The 21,761-nt window shown below is 65.9% G+C and carries 19 protein-coding genes; 6 read left to right on the top strand and 13 right to left on the bottom strand.

The window, feature by feature from the left end:
• Positions 1-30: 30 nt before the first annotated feature.
• The 8 genes from ERC79_RS11915 to ERC79_RS11880 are packed head-to-tail and all read right to left on the bottom strand — an operon-like array spanning position 31 to position 9,029.
• Positions 31-1,527: an NAD(P)/FAD-dependent oxidoreductase gene (locus ERC79_RS11915; RefSeq protein WP_131578411.1), complete on the bottom strand. Its 1,497-nt coding sequence runs from the start codon at positions 1,525-1,527 to the stop codon at positions 31-33.
• A 46-nt stretch (positions 1,528-1,573) separates the two neighbouring features.
• The gene (locus tag ERC79_RS11910) at positions 1,574-2,431 is read right to left on the bottom strand and encodes an alpha/beta hydrolase (protein ID WP_131578409.1); all 858 of its coding nucleotides are present in this window, start codon (positions 2,429-2,431) and stop codon (positions 1,574-1,576) included.
• A 2-nt stretch (positions 2,432-2,433) separates the two neighbouring features.
• A complete protein-coding gene (locus tag ERC79_RS11905) occupies positions 2,434-3,168 on the bottom strand; it encodes an aspartate/glutamate racemase family protein (RefSeq protein ID WP_242676535.1) in 735 nt (244 codons plus the stop codon).
• Positions 3,169-3,191: 23 nt separating this feature from the next.
• The gene (locus tag ERC79_RS11900; RefSeq protein ID WP_131578406.1) at positions 3,192-4,529 is read right to left on the bottom strand and encodes an acetylornithine deacetylase; all 1,338 of its coding nucleotides are present in this window, start codon (positions 4,527-4,529) and stop codon (positions 3,192-3,194) included.
• Positions 4,522-5,841, bottom strand: a complete 1,320-nt coding sequence (locus tag ERC79_RS11895) for an amidase (protein WP_242676534.1) — start codon at positions 5,839-5,841, stop codon at positions 4,522-4,524. Before ERC79_RS11895 ends, ERC79_RS11900 begins: the two co-directional genes overlap by 8 nt.
• Before the next feature lie 5 nt (positions 5,842-5,846).
• Positions 5,847-6,725 carry a VOC family protein gene (locus tag ERC79_RS11890; RefSeq protein ID WP_131578403.1) on the bottom strand — a complete coding sequence of 293 codons (879 nt, stop codon included), beginning with the start codon at positions 6,723-6,725 and terminating at the stop codon, positions 5,847-5,849.
• 52 nt (positions 6,726-6,777) lie between these two features.
• On the bottom strand, positions 6,778-7,833 hold the full coding sequence (locus ERC79_RS11885; protein WP_131578402.1) for a 2Fe-2S iron-sulfur cluster binding domain-containing protein: 1,056 nt from the start codon (positions 7,831-7,833) through the stop codon (positions 6,778-6,780).
• Between the two features lie 2 nt (positions 7,834-7,835).
• Complete coding sequence (locus ERC79_RS11880; protein WP_131578400.1) at positions 7,836-9,029, bottom strand: Rieske 2Fe-2S domain-containing protein; 1,194 nt, start codon at positions 9,027-9,029, stop codon at positions 7,836-7,838.
• A gap of 280 nt (positions 9,030-9,309) precedes the next feature.
• Here ERC79_RS11880 and ERC79_RS11875 point away from each other — a divergent pair, with 280 nt between their 5' ends.
• Positions 9,310-9,963: a winged helix DNA-binding protein gene (locus ERC79_RS11875; protein ID WP_131578399.1), complete on the top strand. Its 654-nt coding sequence runs from the start codon at positions 9,310-9,312 to the stop codon at positions 9,961-9,963.
• A gap of 12 nt (positions 9,964-9,975) precedes the next feature.
• Here ERC79_RS11875 and ERC79_RS11870 read toward each other — a convergent pair whose 3' ends face one another.
• Positions 9,976-10,713, bottom strand: coding sequence for an IclR family transcriptional regulator (locus tag ERC79_RS11870; protein ID WP_131578397.1), 738 nt, complete (start codon positions 10,711-10,713; stop codon positions 9,976-9,978).
• Between the two features lie 157 nt (positions 10,714-10,870).
• Between ERC79_RS11870 and ERC79_RS11865 the strand changes: the two genes are divergently transcribed.
• Both ERC79_RS11865 and ERC79_RS11860 read left to right on the top strand, forming a co-directional pair.
• Positions 10,871-12,286: an acyl-CoA synthetase gene (locus ERC79_RS11865; RefSeq protein ID WP_242676881.1), complete on the top strand. Its 1,416-nt coding sequence runs from the start codon at positions 10,871-10,873 to the stop codon at positions 12,284-12,286.
• A gap of 2 nt (positions 12,287-12,288) precedes the next feature.
• A complete protein-coding gene (locus ERC79_RS11860; protein WP_242676533.1) occupies positions 12,289-13,065 on the top strand; it encodes an enoyl-CoA hydratase/isomerase family protein in 777 nt (258 codons plus the stop codon).
• Positions 13,066-13,153: 88 nt separating this feature from the next.
• On the opposite strand, the gene ERC79_RS23085 is transcribed toward ERC79_RS11860, so the two are convergent.
• From ERC79_RS23085 to ERC79_RS11850, 3 genes are read right to left on the bottom strand one after another with little or no spacing between them, the layout of a single operon-like run.
• The gene (locus ERC79_RS23085) at positions 13,154-13,309 is read right to left on the bottom strand and encodes a DUF6131 family protein (RefSeq protein WP_165497095.1); all 156 of its coding nucleotides are present in this window, start codon (positions 13,307-13,309) and stop codon (positions 13,154-13,156) included.
• A 26-nt stretch (positions 13,310-13,335) separates the two neighbouring features.
• On the bottom strand, positions 13,336-14,718 hold the full coding sequence (locus ERC79_RS11855) for an FAD-linked oxidase C-terminal domain-containing protein (RefSeq protein ID WP_207390305.1): 1,383 nt from the start codon (positions 14,716-14,718) through the stop codon (positions 13,336-13,338).
• Entirely contained in the window at positions 14,715-16,358 is a 1,644-nt protein-coding gene (locus tag ERC79_RS11850; protein WP_131578390.1) for an L-lactate permease, read from the bottom strand. Before ERC79_RS11850 ends, ERC79_RS11855 begins: the two co-directional genes overlap by 4 nt.
• Before the next feature lie 172 nt (positions 16,359-16,530).
• Here ERC79_RS11850 and ERC79_RS11845 point away from each other — a divergent pair, with 172 nt between their 5' ends.
• Complete coding sequence (locus tag ERC79_RS11845; protein ID WP_131578388.1) at positions 16,531-17,214, top strand: GntR family transcriptional regulator; 684 nt, start codon at positions 16,531-16,533, stop codon at positions 17,212-17,214.
• Positions 17,215-17,243: 29 nt separating this feature from the next.
• Here the strand turns inward: ERC79_RS11845 and ERC79_RS11840 are convergent, their stop codons facing one another.
• A complete protein-coding gene (locus tag ERC79_RS11840; RefSeq protein WP_131578386.1) occupies positions 17,244-17,477 on the bottom strand; it encodes an RNA-binding S4 domain-containing protein in 234 nt (77 codons plus the stop codon).
• A gap of 134 nt (positions 17,478-17,611) precedes the next feature.
• Here ERC79_RS11840 and lysX point away from each other — a divergent pair, with 134 nt between their 5' ends.
• Both lysX and ERC79_RS11830 read left to right on the top strand, forming a co-directional pair.
• The gene (gene lysX / locus ERC79_RS11835) at positions 17,612-20,947 is read left to right on the top strand and encodes a bifunctional lysylphosphatidylglycerol synthetase/lysine--tRNA ligase LysX (RefSeq protein WP_242676880.1); all 3,336 of its coding nucleotides are present in this window, start codon (positions 17,612-17,614) and stop codon (positions 20,945-20,947) included.
• 13 nt (positions 20,948-20,960) lie between these two features.
• Positions 20,961-21,665, top strand: a complete 705-nt coding sequence (locus tag ERC79_RS11830) for a DUF998 domain-containing protein (RefSeq protein WP_131578382.1) — start codon at positions 20,961-20,963, stop codon at positions 21,663-21,665.
• The last annotated feature ends 96 nt before the right edge of the window (positions 21,666-21,761 follow it).

Raw genomic sequence — 21,761 nt, 5'->3', positions numbered from 1 at the left:
TGCCGGGGACCCACTCGCTTGTTACATCCGCTACCGTGACCCGTTGATCCCGTGACGCCGCAACAGAATCCGAGTCGTCCGACGATAGGACGCCGGTCTGGCGGGCAGGAACCACTGCATCATGCGGGTGGCCGGACCCACGTTCGCGTCGATCTCGTCGAGAACCTCGTCGATCTGGCGCAATGAGAACGGGATGATGTTGGTGCCCCGTGCCGGCTTACCCTCACTGCGCTCGACCATCCACTTCAGCCGGGTCCGGACGAAGGCGCGCCGACGCTCCAGCGAGGGCAGCTCGGTGCCACCGAGCAGATGGTTCGCCGTCCACAGCGCCGCGGCCTCCGCACTGAGCGGGCTGAACAACGACGACCCGTAACCGACGAAGTACAGGTTGGGCACATCGAGTGGGAGGATCTGCCGGTAGAGCTCGAAGTTCCCGTCCGCATCCGTGAGCCGGTCCTGCATCTCCTCGCCGAGAAACGGCACATGCTGCCGGAAGCCGGTGGCGCACACCACGACATCCGCCGGAACCACCTCGCCGTCACTGAGTTCGGCTACAGGCTTGCCGTCCTTCTCGTGCAGCGCGGAGATGACCGCCCCGCGCCGGACGCCGATCGTTCCGTCCAAGACCTTCTCGTAGAACTGTTCGGTCGCCAAGCTCACCGCATGCCGGACGATCCGCTCGAAGGAACCCTCGGGAACCAGCCCGACCCGGTCGAGTAGCAGCTGACGCTGCGCGACTCTCTGGACCGTGCCGAGCAAGCCGTCCCGCAGGAACCTTCCACGGCCGACGAGGAAACGCCCGAAACCCCGCTGCTCGATGTGCTCGAACAAGCCCTCGCTCAACCGAGTGAGCAGGATGTACTTGTAGTTCAGTACATTTCCCAGCTTTCGCGGCATTTTCCAGGTGACCTCACGCGCCACCACAGTCGTACTCGCGGCCACCTCGCTGAGTGCCTCGGCGACATCGCACGCGGACTTGCCGTAGCCCACGACGAGAACGTTCCTGCCCTCCGCGTCGTCGAGATGGTTGAAGTCCGACGCCGCGCACAGCCGTCCCCCCGCCTTCTCGTACTCCTCCGCACCGGGATACGGGGGGATGAAGGGATCGCAGAAGATACCGTTCGCGATCACGAGGCGGTCGTACTGCTGCTCGTCGATCCGGCCGGTCTCGACCTCCCGAGTCGTCACCGTCCAGTTCCCGGTGCCCTCGTCCTGAGTCGCCGACGTCACCTCTGTGCCCAGGCGCAGGTACGGGTGCAACCCGAACCTATCGGCATACCCGGCCAGGTACTTTTGCACCTGCTCCCCCGTCGGCCACTCGGGATAATCGCGCGGCATGGGGAAATCCGAGAATGCGTAAGTGCCCTTGTTGTTCTGGGTGGTCACACCTGGGTAGCGGCGGGTCACGCTCCACACCCCGCCGACATCCGGCGTGCGGTCGTACACGGTGACATCGAACCCGAACTGCTTCAGCACCTTCGCCGAGGACAGGCCCGCGACGCCAGCGCCCACGATCGCGACCCTCATAAGACGGCGTCCTCGCTCCCGGCCTGCTCACGCCGCAGGCGGGGACTCACACCGACCCCTCTTCGCGCTCGAGCGCCTCACCGAGGAACTGACCGACCAGCTGCTGAAAGCGAGTAGCGTGCTCGATCTGGGTCCAGTGACCGCACTTGCCGAACACGTGCAGCTGCGAGTTGGGGATCATCTCGAACATGTGCCGGGAGGCCTCCACCGGAACGACCCGATCCTCGCGGCCGTGGAGGATCAGCACCTCGTGCTCGAGCTGCGCCAACTTCTCGTCAGGCACGATCTGGGCGTCGAGGTGGCGCTGCCGCGGCTCAGGGAACACCAGCTCGAACGCCTCCTGCGCGCCCGGGCGAATCGTTGCGCGGTAGCGCAGCTCGGCGAGTTCGTCGGTCACGAGCGACCGGTCGTACGCCATGATGTCCATGATCTTCTTCATGTTCTCGACCGACGGGGTGTAGCCCCACAGCGCATCGAGTTCGGGCGTGAAATCGAACTTCACGCCGCCGGCGCCCATCAGCACGATCCGGTCGATCCGCTCCGGGAACCGCGTCGCCAGGTGCAGTGCGAGCCCACCACCGAACGAGTTCCCCACCACATGAACCTTGGGGATGTCCAATGCGTCGAGCAGCGCCAGGATCTGGTCGATCCAGGTGTCGAAGATCTCGAACTCTGCGGGCTCGGGCAGCGACGTGTAGCCGAAGCCTACGAGATCCGGTGCGATCACCCGAAAGTTCTGTGCCAGAACGGGAATCAGACCACGCCAGTTAGCCCAAGCCGAGACCCCCGCCCCAGAACCATGCAGCAACAGAACGGGAGCGCCGGTCCCGACGTCGTGGTAGTTCGTCTCGAAGGATCCGGTACGCAGGCTCTGCCCGATCTCCGGGTTGGATTCATTCGTCATTGTCAATCCTTGCTCGGGAAGACGGAAGCCACAGTCGACAGGAGGTCGTCCTGGACACGTTCCGGGGACGGGTAGGCACGCTTGCTGTGCGCCAGCCCGGTCTGCACCAACAGTTCGCACAGCTTGTAGGCCACGACACCGGGGTTGAGAACCGGCACGTCCAGCACGGACTCGAGATGCGCGTGACTCTGGTGCATCGTCGTGGAGCCGAGGATGATGACGTCCGCGCCGTCCTCCTCGATCGCGGCACGCGCTTCACGCTCGATGGCCCCGAACACGAACTCTTCCTTGCCGGCGAGCAGCTCCGCCGCATCGGGCCGGACACCGATGTCCCGCACCGATGCCAGACGTCCGGTGAGTCCGTTCTCGCGGGCCGCCTTGTGGTAGAGCTCGTGCCACTGCGGCCACATGGTCACGACCGAAAACTTCTTGCCCAGCAGGCACGCGAGCAGCATTGTCGCCTGACTCGGCGCAACGACCGGGATGGTCAGCCGCGAGCGCAGCGCCGCAAGAGCCGAATCGCTCATGGAGTTCACGCATACCGCCGCGTAGCCCTGTTCCTCCGCGCGGCAACCGGCGTCGAGCACGAACGCGTCGGCCAGAGTCGTCTCGTACGCACTGTCCAGCGTGCCACCACCCGCGCGGGCAGAGACGAAGACGTTCTCGAAGTCAGGGTGCACGAAGTCACCAGAGAGCTGAGCCGCAAAGGCGTCCAGCGCTTCCGGTGGAACCGGCACTGGAACGATATTGAGTACACGCTTCACAGATCGAGTTCCTCTCTAGTTCGGGTAAGGGTGTCGACAACCGAGTACGCGACGGCACGCGTCGCCATCATCACGTCGTCGACGGAGGCGACACCCATGCCGCCCAGTCCCTCGTTGAGCTCTGCCGGGGCAGTTGCCGGAGGCCACGGGTAACCGATTCGCGCGCAGGGAATTCCGAGCCGGCGAATCAGTGTGCCGTCGGTTTGCCCGCCCAGCAAGGGCGTCGTCTCGTACGGCCTGCCTTCGACTTCCTCCCAGCCTCGACGACACGACTGGATGATCCAGTTGTCGGGGTCGGTCATCCCACCAGGCAATGAGCCGTACATCTCCCAGTCCAGTTCGATGTCGGGATGACGACGCCGGACGTCAGCAATCATCTCGGCGAACTGATGCCGGACGTCGGCCGGGGTTACCCGGGGATTCACTCGTACATCCAGGTAGATCTCGGTCGTGGCAGATGGGAAGGCCGGCTTGTCCGGGCTCCCCGATCGCATCGCCGAGATCCACCCCTCGGGCAATGTGGAGCCGGAGGTATTGCGCGCGGTGTAATCGGGAAGCCAGGCCTCTATCTCCTGCACGACCGTTGCTGCCGGGACAATCGAGGAGCGGAATCCCTCTGTGCCACGACTGATTCCCGCATATCCGTACGTACCGCGGACGGAAACCTTGAACCAGCACATACCCGGTTCCTCGGGATACACTGCCCACCAAGGCTTCAGCACGATCGCATGGTCTGGCATCATGCCGTGCGTGAGCATGTGGAACACGCCACTGCTCATTCCTACATGGTCCCGGTCACTCATGGTCACCGGCATGCCGCCGCCTGCGAATCCGATCGCGAGATCGCCGATCAAGGGTATGCCCGCATCGACCACCGCGTTCGCTACCTCGGTCAGCCCCGCAACCATGCACTTCGGGTTGGCGGCACCGAGCCCGATGATCAGGTCGCCGTCGACCTTGGCCTCGGGAATCATGTCGGGGCGCAACGTCTTCCCCACCCACGGCACATCCGCCTCGGGATCGATATGAGTGTCGATCGGCGCGTACAGCAGCAGCCTGCTGCCACCCCCGGAACCAGTGCGCTCGCCCACCGCGTTACCCGTGTGCTCGGAGATCGGTTGGTAACGAGCATCGATGCCCACCTGGTCACGCAGGTAGCCGGCCATGAACTCGGATGCAGCCCGCTCGTGGCCCGTCGGGCTGTGAATGTTGATCAGGTCGACCAACAGATCCCGGAAGCGGTCCGGATTCAGGTAGCGGCAGACCTCGTCGTACATCTCCCGGCGCGCGCCGACCAGCGGCAGACGGACCGTCGAGGTCTGCGAGTCACTCACCTTCGGTCTCCTCGAGTAGCTCCGGCCGCGCCGCGAGTCCGATTCGGTCGGTCAGGCAGGTCGCCACGCGCACGAGTGCCTGGTCGGCGTGAGCGGGGCCGATGAGCTGAATGCCGAGGGGAAGTCCGTGGACACCCCGCCCAGCAGGCAGACCGACCGCCGGCTTCCCGCTCACACTCGCGAGCTTGTTGAAGACCGGGTCGCCTGTGCTGGCAAGCCCAGCCGGGGCCTCCCCGGGTGCCGCCAACGTCAGCAGAAGATCGACCTCCCCGAGCGCACGATCCACGAACGCCCGGGCGAGGCGGAGCACCTCGCGCGCATGCTGGATCTCGCTCGCGGGTGCCGACCGTCCCCCGTGCAGGAAGGCATGCAGCTGGTCACTCACCCGCGCGGGGTGAGGGCGGTGAATACGCTCACTCAGCGCGGCCGAAGCCTCCGCTGCCATGATCAGGGTGTGCGCGTCGTCCAGATCCCCCAACGCCGCCGGGACCTCGATGTCACGTACCTCGGACACCGACGACCGCATGCTCGCGGAAAAGGTCTCGAGGAGCGCCGCCGCAGCAGGGGTCGCCCGATCGGCCCACGGGGGCCGAAGGACACCGACCCGCATGTCCTGCAGCGCGGGCAGCACTACCGAATGCGGCGCGTGGACCCCGTCCGTCGCCAGAGCCTCGTCGAGTGCGCCGAGCCAGGCGGGATGCCGGGCGAATCCACCCACCGTGTCGAACGTGAGCGCAACGGGCAGCACACCGTCGAAAGGCCAACGACCATAAGTCGGTTTGAGAGTGAAGACACCGCAGAAGGAACCGGGCCGCAACACCGACCCGGCGGTCTGCGTGCCGAGCGCCAGCGGAACCTGACCGTCGGCCACCGCAGCCGCGGAACCACTGGATGAACCTCCAGGGGTGTGCCCGAGCCGATGCGGGTTACGAGTGGCCGTCGGCCGATAGGTGGCGAACTCGGTGGTGGTCGTCTTGCCGAGGACGACGGCACCGTCGCGGCGAAGACGCCGGACCACCTCCGCATCACGATCTGGCCGCCAGCCGGCCCACAACTCCGATCCGTAGCCCGTCGGCTGGTCCTCGGTGTCGATGATGTCCTTGAGCCCGACAGGGATTCCGTGGAGCGCGGAGCGTCGCGGCTCGGCGTCGCGCGCTGCCGCCTGTTCGCGGGCCAGATCGGGGTCGAGGTGCGCCCAGGCCTGGATAGTTCTGTCCCGCAGCTCGATCCGATCGAGACAGTGATCGATCGCGGAAACACTGAGGTTCTCGTCGGCAAGGATCTCCGCGAAGGGCGAGGAGGTACCGGACATCACGATCATCCCGCCTTCTGCGGCTCGTGGCCCCATCTGGACGGCGACCGGAAGGTCTTGACCTCCCAGTCGTCGGATTCCACGAGATCTCCACCGTGACCGATCTCGATGCCGAAACCCGAAGGGGTACGGAGGTAGAACGAGGTAACCCCGTCGTTGGTATGACGCCCGAAGGTCATGTGCAAACCGATCCCGGCCGCGTTGATGATGTCGTAGGCGCGGCCCACGTCGTCGAGCGACGCAACCTCCAGCATCAGATGGTTGAAGTCTCCACCCTTGAAACTGAAACACTCGTTCATCAGAGCAAGGCTGTGGTGACGTGGATTGCAGTGCAGGAAAGTCGCGTCGGCGCCGTCCCACACGATGTAGTCCGTCAACCGGAATCCGAGCACCCGGGTGTAGAAGTCGACCGCGGCCGGGTAATCCTTGCACATGAGCACCACGTGCCCGAGACCCAGCGAACCGGTGACGAATTCGCCGATGACGTCTCCGCGCTCGAGCGGCCGGTGGTCGATCGTCGGCCCGAAGCAGACTTCATTTGGAAAGCCGTCCGCATCGACGAACCGGAAGGCAGCCACGGCCATCCGCGTCTCCGGATTGTCCGTAGGCACCAACTCGACGGCCACACCCTCGGCGGCCACCCGATCGGCGATCGCCCGCAGTTCCTCGGGGCTGTCGACCTCCCACGTGATCATCCGGATTCGATCCTCGGTGGCGGGATACAGGGCGATGCGGTGGTGATGGTCATCGATCCGGATCAGCAGAGGTTCCTGCTCCGACTCCCTGGGCCGAGCGTGCAGCCCTAGGAGATCGACCAGCAGGTACCGCCAGGCCTCGAGGTCGGCGACGTCGACGCTCAACGCGCCAAGACGGGAAATACTCATCTCTTGCCTCTGTTCGGAAGTCGAGCCACGCCGGACGCAGCTCGATCACGATCTAGCTGGGAAGGAACTGCTCGGCGTGGATTCGTTCCGCCGACATTCCTAGTTCGAGCAGACGTTCCTCGGCTGCCTGCAGCATCGCCGGGGGTCCGCACAGGTATGCGGAGGTCTGTGGGTGCGCGACGTCCTCCGGGGTCAGGACACTGACCGGGTTACCCGTCAGGACATCGGGTATGTCGACTGGCTCGTCGACGACGACTCGGACCCCGAGATTGCGCATGAAGCTCCGCCGCGCATCGAGTTCGTCGAGGTGGAACAGGTCGGCCTCACGAGTGCACCCGAAGACGAGCCGGATCGGGAAGTCGGTGCGCGCGGTCTGCAGTGTTTCGAGCATCGAGAGCATCGGCGCCAGTCCAGTGCCGCCCGCGATCATCAGCGTCGGTCCCGGATCATCCGCGAGTCCGAATCCCCCGATCGGCCCTTCCAGGTCGATCTGGTCGCCGACCGCTGCGACGTTGCGCAGGTAGTCCGACATGGCACCGGACGGGAGTACCCGAATGGTGAATGTCAGCTTCTTGCGCTCGCGCTCACCGGACGCCATCGAATAGGAACGCCACTCATCGGTGCCGGGAACACGCATCCGGACGTACTGACCGGCCCGGAACGAGAAGCGCACCGACTTGGGGAGTTTGAGCTGCAACTCCACCACCGACTCGCCGAGCCAGGTGACCGCACCGACCTTCGCGGTGGTGACGATCACCGGGTACTCGTCCAGCATCGCTGCCGGGTAGTCGAGTTCAACCTCGGACTCCGCGAAGGCGTGCGACTGACACAGCAGGCGGTGGCCGGCGGCCATCTCGTCCTGCCGCAACGAGTACACCCGTCCCTCGGGCATCACGACGTCACCACAGGCGACCCGACCGACGCAGGTTCCGCACGTACCGACAGTGCACTGACTGACCAGTCGGACACCGGCCGCGTTCGCTGCTTCGAGAATGGTGGTACCGGCCGGCACCGAGATGGTCTTGGTTCCGTCCGTGAACTTCAAATGGACGTTGTTGTCAGTGGTCACTGCGGACTCCGGAATTGCGTCGGTCGGGGCGATGGACATGGTCAGTCCTCGTCCTGGAAAGGCGACTCGAAGAAGCCACGCGGGTAGCGCGCAGCCAGCTTGCGCCAAGCGATGATGGAGTAGTCCATGTCGCAAAGCATTTCGTTGTTCCACCCGTCGAACCGGGTGTAGTGCTCCTCGGTGGCCTCACGGGCGAAGACGTCGCTGTTGTTGAAGCCCTCGAGCGCCAGCGGCAGCATGAAGTTGTCGTACTTGAAGTTGAACTCGGCGATGTCTTCGTCGCTGGTGACCCGGGTGGCGATGATCTCCCAGTACTCGTGGTGATGATCGTCGATGGGAACGTAGAACTCGTACTGAACGTGGTCCGTGATGGGCCAGTGCTCGACCATGAGCGAGCCCGGCACCCACAGCGAGGTACGGAAGTAGTGCGGGACGGTGCCGCGCGCCTTCATGTTGACCTTGGGGTTGTCCAGCACCGGCTTGTACAGGTCCGGTCGGTCGTACCGGTTCATCACACCCTTGGGGCCGTCCGGGAGGTCGATCTCCTCGGTGGCCGAATCGGTCAGGGCATTGACACCGAGCGGCAGGGCGCGGTCGAGCGCAACGAGGATCTGGTTGTCCCAGTGCACGAGAAGGTGGCCCGGGTCGAGGCCGTTCTCCGCCGCGAGACGCCAGTTGCCGACGAGCTTGCGGTGGATGCCCCGGATGACAATGCCCTCGTCCAGCAGGTGGGGAACCGGATTGTTGTTGGGGTCGTTCGTGACTCGCGCCGGAAGATCACTACTGAGCGGCGGCGGGGTTCCGAAGTCCTCGTCGCCGACGAAGACGTAGATGATCCCGTTGGCTTCCTCGACGGGGTACGTGCGGATACCGGCATTGCCGATCAGCGAGTCGTCGGGGTTACCGACGATCGTCGTGAGGGTGCCGTCCTCGAGACCATAGGTGAATCCGTGGTACCAGCACGTGATGGTGCCTTCCGAGAGGCACATCGGCTTGGCGGAGAGCTTGACACCACGATGGATGCAGCGATCAGAGAGCGCGTAGGCCTTGCCGGCCGAGCGGCGCACGGCGATGTCGTGCCCACCGATGGTGATGCCCTTGACGGTGCCGTCCTCGAGCTCGTCGGACAGCAGCGCGGGATACCAGTGGTTGGCGTAGCCCCAATCGGCCTTGACGTAGGGCGCGTACTGCCGGGTGACGCCGGCAGACGAGCCACTGTGAGACGAAGCAGTCATCGAAGAGACCTCCGTGTGGTCTGGATGGATTGGCTGTTCAGCTGCGTGTTCGTGCCAGCTGCGCGATGGCCCGGGCTGTGGGCCGCAAGTTGTAGAAGTCGAAACACCTCGGGTGTTGCGAGTCACAGTATCAGTTATCCGTGAAGTGTCAATAGACTTTCTATGGATGATCAATGAATAGGTTCAATGTTTGCCCCTGATACCGTTGCAACGCAGTGCGCACAGCTCCGGCCGATGCGCGCCGCGCAGGTCGTCCGTAGAGCGAACAGCGAAAGAGAACATGAGCATCACCGACCCTCAGTCGCCCGGAGAGCCCGAATCACTGACACCTGGACGGCGCTGGCATCTGTCGGAGAACGCCTACGAGGAGGCGCTGACCGCGTTCGAGTTCGCAATCCTCCAGGTGGAGGGCGGGTTCCAGCGGTTTGCGGTCCAGTCGATTCGCGTCGCAGCCGAGATCGACCTGGGATTCAACGAGGTGGTGGCGCTACACGTCGTGCGAATGCAGGAACGGTCGAAGGACACCGCCACGATCGCGCAGCTCACCAACCGCGACGATCTGCCGAACCTCCAGTACAACCTGCGCAAACTGGTCACCATGGGCCTTCTCGAACGCACCAAATCCGGTACCTCGTCGGTCTTCAATGTCACCGCGAAGGGGCGCGAGATCACCGATCGCTATGCGCAACTGCGTCGTCAGACCCTGGTGTCCAACCTCGAGGAGCTGAGCGACATCGTCACCAAGATGAACCACGCGGTGCGGTCGATGCAGGTACTCACCGGTCTCTACGAGGCGGCCAGCCGCGAGCTCGCCACCATCAACACTGCGGTGTTCTTCGACCCGCTGCCCGACGGGCAGCCCGTCGCCGAGACGGCACCGCCGAAGAAGGCGGCCGGTAAGGCACGCTCTCGAAGCAAGCGGACCCAGGACTGATTCCTGCCCCCGTCAGGACAGGAACCGCTCGATCGCCGCGCGCGAAGCCAGCGCCCTCTCGCCGTACTCCCGATAGAGGTCCGGGGTCAGGCGTGAGGCCGGACCAGAAACGCTGAAACAACCCCGAACGGCACCGCCCCGCCCCCGCAAGGCGACCGCAACGGCAGCGATGCCATCGTGCAGCTCCTGGTCTGTCACGGCGTATCCGCGACGACGGATCTCAGCGAGTTCGGCACCCAGAGCCGCCGGATCGGTGACGGTACGGCCCGTCACCGGTGTGAGCTCGGCCGCGAGAAACTCCTCGATCTCGGCGTCCGACAGCGACGCGAGATACGCCTTGCCGTTGGACGCCGCGTGCAGGGGCAACCGCGTCCCCAACGGCAGGAAGGCCCGCAGCTGATGGGCGCTGTCGAGGCGCTCTACCAGAACCAGTTCGTTCCCGTCGGGAACTGCCAGGTGAACGGTCTCCCCCGTCTCCGCCTGCAGTCGGCTCAGCTCCGGAAGCGCCACGTCCCGCAGGTCGTCGCCCGCCGAGAGCGCACTACCCAGGCTGAAGGCCTTGCCGGTGATCACCCAGCGCCCGGCATCGTTGATTGCGGGTCGTAACCACCCTGCATCGGCCAGGGTCTTGAGGCACCGCTGAACCGTGCTCTTCGGAACGTCGAGCCTATTGCTGAGCTCCGACAGTCCGACCGGCTGTGCCGCCGCTACCTCCTCGAACACTCGGAGCGCAGTGAGAACGCTGTTCATTCAAGACCTTTCACACACGCCAGTTGACGTCGAGCATTGCGGGCTATAGGTTAGCCGGACCACATGGTAGCACAGCGGTCCACAATATGGACCGATGTGGGACCGACACCGTCCGGTAGGGACTTCGAGAAAGGACCCTTCGCCGATGACCACCCCCATGCCTCGACCGTTGCTGCAATCGCTCGTCGAAACCGGCCACGACGACCGCGACGCGGTCCGCGTCGGAGACGATGCGCTCACCCGAGCCGAGCTGATCGCGGCGGCGGCGGCTGTGGCCGACGAGATCGGCGGTGCCACAAGCGTTGCCATCGATGCGACCGCAACCATCGAGACGGTGGTCGCGGTGACCGGATGCCTGATGGCCGGCGTGGCGGCGGTTCCGGTGCCACCCGACTCGGGACCGGCCGAGCGGAACCACATTCTGAAGGACTCGGGCGCGCAACTCTGGCTCGGCGGTCAACGGGAGGACGTCACGCTCCCCGGTATCCCAATCGATGTGCAGGCGCGATCGGGATCGACATACCACGAGCCCGATCCCGCCAGTACCGCGATGATCATGTACACCTCGGGCACGACCGGCGCCCCGAAGGGCGTCGTGCTCTCCCGTTCCGCTGTGGCGGCAGGGCTGGACGGGCTGGCCGAGGCCTGGGACTGGAGTCCGGACGACACCCTCGTTCACGGGCTTCCGTTGTTCCACGTGCACGGGCTCATCCTCGGGGTCGTGGGCGCACTCCGGCACGGCTCACCGCTGGTGCACACGGTACGCCCCACTCCGGAATCGTATGCAGCGGCGAATGGTTCGCTGTACTTCGGCGTCCCCACCGTATGGTCCCGGGTGTGCGCCGACGAGTCGGCCGCCCGAGCGCTCGGCTCTGCACGGCTCCTCGTCTCAGGCAGCGCCCCCCTGCCGGTGCCCGTCTTCGAACGCATGACGGCACTTACCGGATCCGCTCCGATCGAGCGCTACGGAATGAGCGAGACCATCATCACGCTGAGCACGCGGTTCGACGGTGAACGACGCCCCGGCTGGGTGGGGTTGCCGATCCAGGGAGTCGCAACCCGGCTCCGGGACCAGTCCGGCAACCCGGTAGCGCACGATGGGGAAACCCTCGGGCAGTTGGAGATTGCGGGTCCAACCCTTTTCGACGGATACCTGGGCAACCTCGAGAAGACCGCCGAATCGATGACCGACGACGGGTGGTTCAAGACCGGCGACATCGCCGTCATCGACGAGCAGGGCTTCCATCGCATTGTCGGGCGCGAGTCGATCGACATGATCAAGTCGGGTGGCTACCGGATCGGTGCCGGCGAGGTCGAACAGGCACTGCTGAATCACCCCGATGTCCGGGAAGCCGCCGTCGTGGGCGTGCCCGACAACGATCTCGGGCAACGAATCGTCGCCTACATCGTCGGTGACTGCCACGACCACCGCGAGCTGTCGAACTTCGTCGCACAGACGCTCTCGATCCACAAACGTCCGCGGGAGATTCGCGTCGTGGACATCCTGCCCCGCAACGCGATGGGCAAGGTGCAGAAGAAGCTACTCGTCGAGGACTTCCAGGCAGGTAGATGAGCATGCCCGAAGTTCCGGGCCGGATCCTCACGACGGTCGAGCAACGCGTAGCGGCGATCACGATCGACCATCCGCGCCGCTACAACGCCCTCACCGGAGCAATGCTCGACGAACTGACGAACACGCTCGCACGGCTGGCGGACGATCCCGCCGTCTCCGTGGTGCTGGTGACCGGCGCCGGGCCGCACTTCTGCGCCGGGATGGACATCCGAGAGCTACGGTCGGCGAGGGCGTCCGGTATCCGCATGGAGGACCGGGTGACCGACGCGGAGGAAGCACTGGCGGCGTTCCCCAAACCGACGATTGCAGCGATCGCGGGATACTGCATCGGCGGTGGCGCACAGCTCGCGCTGGCGTGCGATATCCGTGTGGCCGCCGAGAATGCCGAATTCGCAGTGACACCCGCGAAGCTCGGCGTGATCTACCCCGCCCGGACGATCACCCGACTGGTCCACACTCTGGGACCGGCCACCGCGAAACGACTGGTGATCACCGGCGACCGGATCGACGCCGACACGGCGCTGCGGGTGGGACTCGCCGCGGAGGTCGTGCCCGGGGATCGATTGGGTTCACGTGCGGCCGCATTGGCGGAGACGATAGCCACGCGATCCTCGGTCACGCAGCGGGCTGCCAAACAGATGATCGACGCGGCCGCCGGACCAGGAATTGGCAGCGAACTCGAACACCGCTGGACCGGTGCGCCCAATCCGGATCTGGAAATCGGCCTCGACGCATTCCTCTCCGGCACGGTTCCGAGGTTCAACCGTCCGTCGCACTGAGTCACCCGTCCCGCACAGCTCAGTCGCCGAGTCATGTTCGCGCGGTTGGTCGACCACGGGTTGCCGGACGGCTGTGCACGAACCGCGGTCAGAAGAAGTGGCGTCGGCCGCCGAGCCCGAGACCCATGCTGCCGAGCAAGAGCAGGACAAGTCCGATCGTGAGTAGTGACGTGCCGATATAGGAAATGAGATGGAGATGACCTGCCATCCCTGCGACGGTCAGTCCTGCGCCGATGGTCACCATGGTGCATTCCTCTCTGCTGCGTTCTCTCAGAATCCGCGACCCGGGTTGAGGATCCCGGTGGGGTCGAAGGCCCTCTTGATCCCGGCCATCAGCTCCCGCTCGGTGGTGCCCACCATGGATTCCATGTAGGGCTTCTTGAGGATGCCGACACCGTGCTCGCCGGTGATCGATCCACCGAGGGCGAGGCAGGCCGCGACGAGGTCGTCGAAGGCCGCACGCGCCCGCTCGGTCGCGGCGGCATCTGCGGCGTCGAACACGATGGTGGGGTGGAGGTTTCCGTCGGCGGCGTGCCCGAACGTGCCGATGAGGACGTCGTGGCTGGCGGCGATCTCCTCGATCGCCGCCAACATCCGGGGCAGCTGCGGGACGGGGACCGCAAGGTCGTCGAGAAGAGTGCTGCCCTGGCGCTCGAGCGCGGTGAGCGCGACGCGGCGGGCCTGCATGAACTCCTCGCCCTCGGCGGGATCAGCGGTGTCGTATACCTCGGTGGCGCCGGCCGCGGTGCACGCGTCGGCGCAGCGGGCGGCCTCGGCTGCCGAATCCCCTCCGTCGCACTGGATGAGCAGCAGGGCACCCGCCGAATCGTCGAGACCCATCCGGGTCATCTCGTTGACGGCGGCGATCGTGGTGCGGTCCATCAGCTCGAGCAGACAGGGGTCGGCGACCTGCCGGATCGCGAGCACCGCGGCGATGGCCTGCGGCGTCTTCGGGAAGCTCGCGACGACGGTGGATGCCGCCGACGGCTGGGTCCGCAGCCGCATCGTCGCCTCGACGATCACCGCGAGGGTGCCCTCGGATCCGACGAGCAACTGGGTGAGGTTGAGACCGGCGACGTTCTTACGGGTGTTCGCGCCGGTGTGAATCACCCGTCCGTCGGCCAGTACCGCCTTGATCCGGGCCACGTGGTCGGCGGTGACGCCGTACTTTGCACAGCACGTCCCGCCGGCATTGGTCGCGAGGTTGCCGCCGATCGACGAGATGGTGCGGCTGCCGGGGTCGGGCACGTACCAGAGCCCGCGTTCGGCGACCGCCGCCGCGAGGTCGCCGTTGATGACTCCGGGTTCCACTGTGGCGGTGCGTGCTTCGTCGTCGATCTCGATGATCGTGTCCATCCGGTCCAGGCTCAGCACGATGCAGCCGTCCAGCGCGTTCGCGCCGCCGGCCAGCCCGGTGCCGGCGCCACGGGTGACTACAGCGATGCCGTGCGCGTGCGCAAACCGGAGCGTCGCGACGACGTCGTCGATCCCCCGCGCCCGCACCACGGCGATCGGTTCGCCGTCCGGTGTGAGCAGCGACTGGTCCCGGCGGTAGGCGAGCATCCGGTCCACATCGGTGACGACCACGCTTCCCAGCAGTTCCGCCAATTCTGCAGCCGGGGAAGAGATTTCAACGGTCTTGTCGAGAGTCATGGAACCATCCATCCGAGTACAGGGGTCGATTGCAGGTAGATGATGATCGTGAGGAAGGCGAGAAGCCCCAGGCTCCAGCCGATCAGCTTCCGCAGGATCACGCCCTCGCTGCCCGCCAAGCCGACCGCCGCGACCGCCACCGACAGATTCTGCGGCGACAGCATCTTGCCCAGGACGCCGGCGGACGAGTTGGATGCAGCCATCAGCACCGGGTCGAGCCCGACGTGCTGAGCGGCCGTCATCTGCATGACACCGAACAGCGAGTTCGACGACGTATCCGAACCGGTGATCGCGACACCGATCCAGCCGATCAGGGGTGAGGCCAGCGCGAAAAGGCCACCGGTCGAGGCCAGCGCCATCCCCAAGCTTGCCGTCTGCCCCGACAGATTCATCACGAAGGCCAAGGCCAGGACCGCGGTAACCGTGACGACGGTCCATCTCAGCTGAACCAGCGTCTCCCAGTAGGTACGGAGAACTTCGCGAACACCGATCTTGTAGAGCATCGCGGTGAGGACTCCGGACAGAAGCAACAACGTGCCGGTGGACTTGAGTATGTCGAGCTTGAAAGTCATGGCGGACAAGGGATTTCCGGCCGGATCCACGATGTCCAGTCCCGGCCACCGGAAGACGGCGGTACCGAGGTCGGTGAGGATCGACTTCACCGCCGGGATCTGGGCGATCGTGAACACCACGATGATGATGACGTACGGCGCAATCGCGAGAACGGTTCGACGGCTACGGTCGATGGTCGCGACGGTCGAAATGGCGACGGCTCCACCCGAGGCGTCCGAGGTACCGAGGTCGACCGAATCGGCGACCATGCCGACCTCCGGCTGCCAGATGCGCAGCATCCCGAGCACGGCGAGAACCGTCACGATCGATGCCACGACATCGGTGAGTTCCACCGCCAGATAGTTGGCGGTCACGAACTGTGCCAGTGCAAACACCACGCCGGCGACGACGGCCACCGGCCACGTCTGGCGCACACCTCGCCGACCGTCGACCATGAACACCATCACCAACGGAACCAGAGCCGCAATGAAGGGAGTCTGACGGCCGGCCATCGCCGCAAGGTCGTCGAGCGGCAGTCCCGTGACACCCGCCAGCGCCAGGATGGGCGCCCCCATCGCCCCGAACGCAACCGGCGCGGTGTTGGCGAGCAGTGACGTGCAGGCCGCGACGAGCGGCCTCATCCCAGCCGCCATCAGCATTGCTGCCGAAATCGCCACAGGCGCACCGAAACCCGCAAGCGATTCCAGCAGGGCGCCGAAGCAGAAGGCGATGAGAATCGAGAGGATGCGGAGGTCGTCGGAAATCGCCCGAACCACGCGGCCCAGTTCCTCGAACCACCCCGAGCGCACCGTCAGGCGGTAGACGAAGAGCGCGTTCACCAAGATCCAGAGAATCGGGAACACCCCGTAGAAGGCGCCCTCCGCTGTCGCGCTCACGGCCTGGGCGATCGGCATCCCCCACCCGATGATCGCGGCGCCGACGGCGATTCCGAGGCCCGCAAGGGCCGCATGGTGCGCCTTGCACCGGAAGACGCCGAGCATGACGAACATCGCGAGGAGTGGCAGGGTCGCCGCCGCGGCCGACCACGCCAGTGACCCGCCGACCGGGTCGAGCACTTGCTGATACACCGCAACTCCTTCATGTGATGTCAGTCACCTGAGGAATGATTGTCAGACAAGTATTCCAGCATGTCAAGAATACGATCTTGGAAAGCGCGCATGACAGACCTTCATGAGATGATCGAATCGGAAAGCGGCGGGGACGCTGCGTGGGGCAGTCCGAATGCGGCGGAGGGATCACATGGCAGGCAGAGTCGCGGCGTTGTCGATCGTCGATGCGCTGGCAGCGGAGCTTCGCCAGCGCGTGTTCGCTGGCGACCTGACGCACGCCGACGCACTCACCGAGGCCGAGGTCGCCCGCACCTACGAGGTGGCCCGCCCCACTGCGAAGGCGGCAATCGAGAAGCTCGTCGGCGAGGGTCTACTTCAGCGGGGCACTCACAAGACTGCCCGGGTGCTGCGGCTGGGGCCGGACGATGTGCGCGATATCTACCGCACCCGCGCGGCCCTCGAATCGCAGGTCCTGCAGCAACTGGCGGAGAACCGGACCGTGCCGGCGGAGGCGGTGGCCGCGAACGCCGAGATCGCCGCCTTGAAGGACTCGGCGCCGCTGTCGATAGTCGAACCAGACATGCGGTTCCATACCTCGCTCGTCGACGCGGTGGGAAGCCCCCGAACCAGCCGGATCTTCCGGACCCTCGTCTCCGAGGTGCGCCTGTGCATGGTGCAGGTGCAGGGCAAGCACCTGCTCACCACGTCGAGCATCGCGGCGGAGCACCAGCAGATCCTCGACGCGATCGGCGACGGCGACGGCGACCGCGCGGTCGCGATACTGACCGGGCACCTGGGCCGCGCCCGAGAACGTCTCGCGGCGGTTCTCGGCGGCGAGTCCGGACGCGAAGCGGCGCTGCCCGAACCCACGTGACACGGTGGCGCGCACAGGCGGCGCGCGGGCTACTGCGCCACTGGGCCGCTCACCCGCGCCGACATCCCGCCGATCTCGACGACGTCTCCGTCACGCAGCTGCCGACCGCGGCGGATCTCGACCTCACCGTTGACGCTCACGAACCCGTCGGCGATGACGCCCTTCGCCTCGGCGCCCGACTCGATGAGGTTCGCTAGTTTGAGGAACTGACCGAGCCGGATGGACTCGTCGCGGATCGGTACGTCGTTGGCAGCATCTGACATGCCACTATCTTCCCCCCTGCGCCCAAACTCGTGCCCGACGCCTCACACTGGAGATACGAACGAATCGGTTTCACAGTGGAAGGATCTTGATGGCGACGAGCACCGGCAATCCCGCCGACACCGCCGAGGGCGGGATGCATCCGTCGGCCCGCCGCACCCCGAAACGCGGTCGCCTGACCGAGGTTCCGCACATCGCAGGGCTGGTCCTCGGGGTCTTCTCTGTGCTCGTGTTCCTATGGAGCCTCTCGCCGGTGCTGCGGTACGTGGTGCACACCCCGCGCATCTACGTCGAGAACTACTATTTCGACGCCCCCGACACGAGCCTGGCGTGGGCGCTGGTCCTCGGACTGTCGGCCGCGGCGCTCGCGAGCCGCAAACGGATTGCGTGGTGGCTGCTCACGGTCTATCTGACCGTGTTCGCGATCACGAACGCAATCGTCGTCGTCATCGACAAGGACGGCAACGCCGCGGTCGCATTGGTGGTGCAGATCGCGGTGATCGGTGTCCTGATCGCGGCGCGCAAGGAGTTCCACACCCGGGTCCGCAGCGGCGCCGGATGGAAGGCGCTCGGGGTCCTGGTGGCGGGCCTCGCGGCCGGCACGCTACTCGGGTGGGGACTCGTGGAATTGTTCCCCGGCTCGCTGCCGTCCGGTCAGCGTTTCCTGTGGGCGCTCAACCGCGTCACCGCACTGGTGGTCATCGAGAACGAACAGTTCGACGGCCGGCCACACGCTTTCGTCAACACCCTCCTCGGTCTGTTCGGCGCGCTCGCACTGCTGGCCGCCGTGATCACTCTGTTCCGCTCGCAGCGGGCGTCCAATGCGTTGACCGGCAACGACGAATCCGCGCTACGCGGGCTGCTCGACGCGTACGGGGCAAACGACTCCCTCGGCTACTTCGCGACCCGTCGGGACAAGGCCGTCGTGTTCGCACCCAGCGGCAAGGCCGCGGTGACCTACCGCGTGGAGACCGGCGTCTGCCTCGCGAGCGGCGATCCGATCGGCAACCCGGAAGCGTGGCCGCATGCGATCGACGCCTGGCTCGAGTTGGCATCGAAGTACGGCTGGGCTCCGGCCGTCATGGGTGCCAGCGAGGCCGGGGCCACCGCGTACAAGCGGGCCGGTCTTTCCGTCCTGCAGCTCGGCGACGAGGCGATCCTCAACACCCGCGGGTTCAGCCTGAACGGCCGTGACATGCGACAGGTCCGGCAGGCGGTCCACCGTGTCCGCAAGCAGAACGTGACCGTCCGGATCCGACGTCACCGCGACATCCCGCCCGCGGAGATGAAGGCCGCGATCTCCCGCGCCGATGCGTGGCGCGACACCGAGTCCGAGCGCGGATTCTCGATGGCTCTCGGCCGCCTAGGCGACACCCTCGACGGAGACTGCCTGCTCGTCGAGGCTATCGGGTGGGAAGGAACGGGCGGGAATGACACAGCGGGGGAAGGAACGGTACTGGGCATGTTGTCGCTCGTGCCGTGGGGTCCCAACGGTGCCTCGCTGGATCTGATGCGACGGAATCCGGACGCTCCCAACGGGGTCGTCGAGCTGATGGTCACCGAACTCGCGACCCGCGCCGACGAGTTCGGCGTCATCCGGATCTCGCTCAACTTCGCAGTGTTCCGCTCCGCGTTCGAGGAGGGTGCCCGCATCGGCGCCGGACCGGTTCTGCGCGTGTGGCGTTCGCTGCTGCTGTTCTTCTCCCGTTGGTGGCAGCTCGAGGCGCTGTACCGGTCCAATGTGAAGTACCTGCCCGAGTGGGCGCCGCGCTACCTGTGCTTCGACGACAACCGAGAGCTTCCGCGGGTGGCGATCGCCTCAGCTGTCGCCGAAGGCTTTCTCACGCTGCCCCGGCTGGGTCGGCCCAGTACGCCGTTCAAGCACACCGGCACGCACACTGCGGTGCCGGACGCGCTGGCGGGCTCCGGGATCCTGCACGCCGACGGCAGTGCGCCGGACGCCTCCCCGGATCCGGTCGAGACCGCACCGGCCAAGCCCGAGGCGCCCGGGCCGCGCCGGCCCGAACAGGTCCGGGTACGGATGGACAAACTGTCGCGCCTCGCCGAGGAGGGCATCGACCCGTACCCGGTCGCCTATCCCCCGACTCACACCGTCGCCGCGGCAGCGGGCTCCCCAGAGGGCACACGGGTGCGAATCGCGGGACGGCTGCTGCGGATCCGCACATACGGCGGCGTCGCCTTCGCGGTGCTGCGGGACTGGTCCGGCGATATCCAGGTGCTGATCGAGCGGGCCACCGTCGGCGACCGCCTCGACGATTTCTCGACCGATTTCGATCTGGGCGACCTCATGGAGGTGAGCGGCACCATCGGTCGCAGCCGCAAGGGTGAGCTGTCGCTGCTGGCGACGGACTGGCGGATGAACGGCAAGTGTCTGCACCCGCTGCCGGACAAGTGGAAGGGCCTGACGGACGCGGAAACCCGCGTGCGGCAGCGGTACGTAGATCTGGCGATCAACCCCGAGTCACGCCGGTTGCTTGCCGCACGCACCGCGGTCGTGAAGTCGTTGCGCGACACCCTCTCCGGTCGCGACTACCTCGAGGTCGAGACCCCGATCCTGCAGCGCATCCACGGCGGCGCCAACGCGGCCCCGTTCGTCACCCACATCAACGCCTACGACCTGGACCTGTACCTGCGCATCGCGCCGGAACTGTTCCTCAAACGGCTGTGCGTGGCCGGCATGGAGAAGGTTTTCGAGATCGGACGGGTATTCCGCAACGAGGGCGTCGACTTCAAACACAACCCGGAGTTCACGATCCTCGAGGCGTACGAAGCGCACAGCGACTACGAACGCATGATGGTGCTGTGCCGCGAGCTGATCCAGAATGCGGCCGTCGCCGCGCACGGCAGCCAGACGATCATGCGGCCCGGACCGGACGGCGAACTGGTGGCCGTCGACATCTCCGGCGAATGGCCGGTGAAGACGATGCACGGCGCGGTCGCCGAGAAGCTCGGTGTCGAGGTCACGCCCGAGACCCCGCTCCAAGACCTGCAGAAGCTGTGCGACGCAAACGAGATCGAGTACCAGAAGGGCTGGGACGCGGGTGCCGTCGCCCAGGAGATGTACGAGCATCTGGTGGAGGGTCAGACCGAGTTCCCGACCTTCTACACCAACTTCCCGACCTCGATGTCGCCACTGACCCGGCCGCATCCCACGATCCCGGGGGTAGCCGCCAAGTGGGATCTGGTGGCGTGGGGCATGGAACTCGGCACCGCATACAGCGAACTCACCGACCCGATCGACCAGCGTCAGCGCCTCACCGAGCAGTCCCTGCTCGCGGCCGGTGGCGACGCCGAGGCGATGGAACTGGACGAGGACTTCCTGCAGGCGCTCGAGCACGCCATGCCGCCCACGGGCGGTCTCGGCATGGGCGTCGACCGTATCGTCATGCTCATCACCGGCGGCAGCATCCGGGAGTCACTCGCATTCCCGTTCGCCAAACCACGCAACTGAGGCCGTCGTGTCGATGACTGTCCGTCGGTACACACTTGCCACGCTGCTGGGTCTGGGCGCGGTGCTGTACTCGTCCTGGGTGCTGGCGTTCTTCCTCAATACCGGGGAGGGCCCGTTCGAGGGGTTCGCGAGCCAGCTCGCGGCGACCGATCAGGAGTACGGGATTCTCTACCGCAGCGGTGATCTGCTGACCGGAATCGTGCTGACCGTCGCCGCGATGCTCGGGCTGACGATGATGCCCCGACGGTTCCTCACCACCGTCGGCTGGATCTCCCTCGGGGTGTTCGCCGTCGGCACCATCGCGGATTCGCGGCTCCCACTGCGGTGTTCGAAGCCAGCTTGCGAGGCGACGCAGGTGCCACTGACGCACCAGTGGCATGCGCTGACGAGCACGGTGTCGGTGACGGCCGCCGTCGTCTCAGCGCTCGCATTCATCATCGCGATCTACGTCTACCGCGCACCACGAGCGATGTGGTGGGCCGGCCTCACCGTCGTGGCGCTCTTCCTCATCGGCACACTGTGGATGCTCGTCGGCGTCGACGACCCGTCGGGCAGCCACAGCTGGCTCGGCTTCGCCCAGCGCGTCGAGCTGCTGTCGATGAGCGGGTGGATGGTCCTCGTCGCAGCGACGCTGCTGAGCGATCGGGCGTGGCGGGACGTGCACGGCGGCGCGGACTCCCGTGTCCCGGAGGGGTTCGGGCAGCCGGACGGGGTCTGAGCCACGGTTCCACGTGAAACCCTCCCCCGCGTTTTGCGCACTTATCGCTGATTCACGGGCAGAAATTTCGCGTCAAGTGCGCCAAACGCGGGGATG

This window comes from Rhodococcus sp. ABRD24 (genome assembly GCF_004328705.1).
GTDB lineage: Bacteria > Actinomycetota > Actinomycetes > Mycobacteriales > Mycobacteriaceae > Prescottella.
Note: the sequence above shows the minus strand (reverse complement) of the source record. Positions and strands in the feature narration are given on the sequence as shown.

Coding starts and splice junctions, on each gene's coding strand:
- ERC79_RS11910 (WP_131578409.1), bottom strand. CDS start 2,431: ATGACGAATGAATCCAACCCGGAGATCGGGCAGAGCCTGCGTACCGGA.
- ERC79_RS11865 (WP_242676881.1), top strand. CDS start 10,871: ATGCCTCGACCGTTGCTGCAATCGCTCGTCGAAACCGGCCACGACGAC.
- ERC79_RS11890 (WP_131578403.1), bottom strand. CDS start 6,725: ATGAGTATTTCCCGTCTTGGCGCGTTGAGCGTCGACGTCGCCGACCTC.
- ERC79_RS11880 (WP_131578400.1), bottom strand. CDS start 9,029: ATGACTGCTTCGTCTCACAGTGGCTCGTCTGCCGGCGTCACCCGGCAG.
- ERC79_RS11915 (WP_131578411.1), bottom strand. CDS start 1,527: ATGAGGGTCGCGATCGTGGGCGCTGGCGTCGCGGGCCTGTCCTCGGCG.
- lysX (WP_242676880.1), top strand. CDS start 17,612: ATGCATCCGTCGGCCCGCCGCACCCCGAAACGCGGTCGCCTGACCGAG.
- ERC79_RS11895 (WP_242676534.1), bottom strand. CDS start 5,841: ATGTCCGGTACCTCCTCGCCCTTCGCGGAGATCCTTGCCGACGAGAAC.
- ERC79_RS11875 (WP_131578399.1), top strand. CDS start 9,310: ATGAGCATCACCGACCCTCAGTCGCCCGGAGAGCCCGAATCACTGACA.
- ERC79_RS11845 (WP_131578388.1), top strand. CDS start 16,531: ATGGCAGGCAGAGTCGCGGCGTTGTCGATCGTCGATGCGCTGGCAGCG.
- ERC79_RS11840 (WP_131578386.1), bottom strand. CDS start 17,477: ATGTCAGATGCTGCCAACGACGTACCGATCCGCGACGAGTCCATCCGG.
- ERC79_RS23085 (WP_165497095.1), bottom strand. CDS start 13,309: ATGGTGACCATCGGCGCAGGACTGACCGTCGCAGGGATGGCAGGTCAT.
- ERC79_RS11870 (WP_131578397.1), bottom strand. CDS start 10,713: ATGAACAGCGTTCTCACTGCGCTCCGAGTGTTCGAGGAGGTAGCGGCG.
- ERC79_RS11885 (WP_131578402.1), bottom strand. CDS start 7,833: ATGTCCATCGCCCCGACCGACGCAATTCCGGAGTCCGCAGTGACCACT.
- ERC79_RS11830 (WP_131578382.1), top strand. CDS start 20,961: ATGACTGTCCGTCGGTACACACTTGCCACGCTGCTGGGTCTGGGCGCG.
- ERC79_RS11855 (WP_207390305.1), bottom strand. CDS start 14,718: ATGACTCTCGACAAGACCGTTGAAATCTCTTCCCCGGCTGCAGAATTG.
- ERC79_RS11860 (WP_242676533.1), top strand. CDS start 12,289: ATGCCCGAAGTTCCGGGCCGGATCCTCACGACGGTCGAGCAACGCGTA.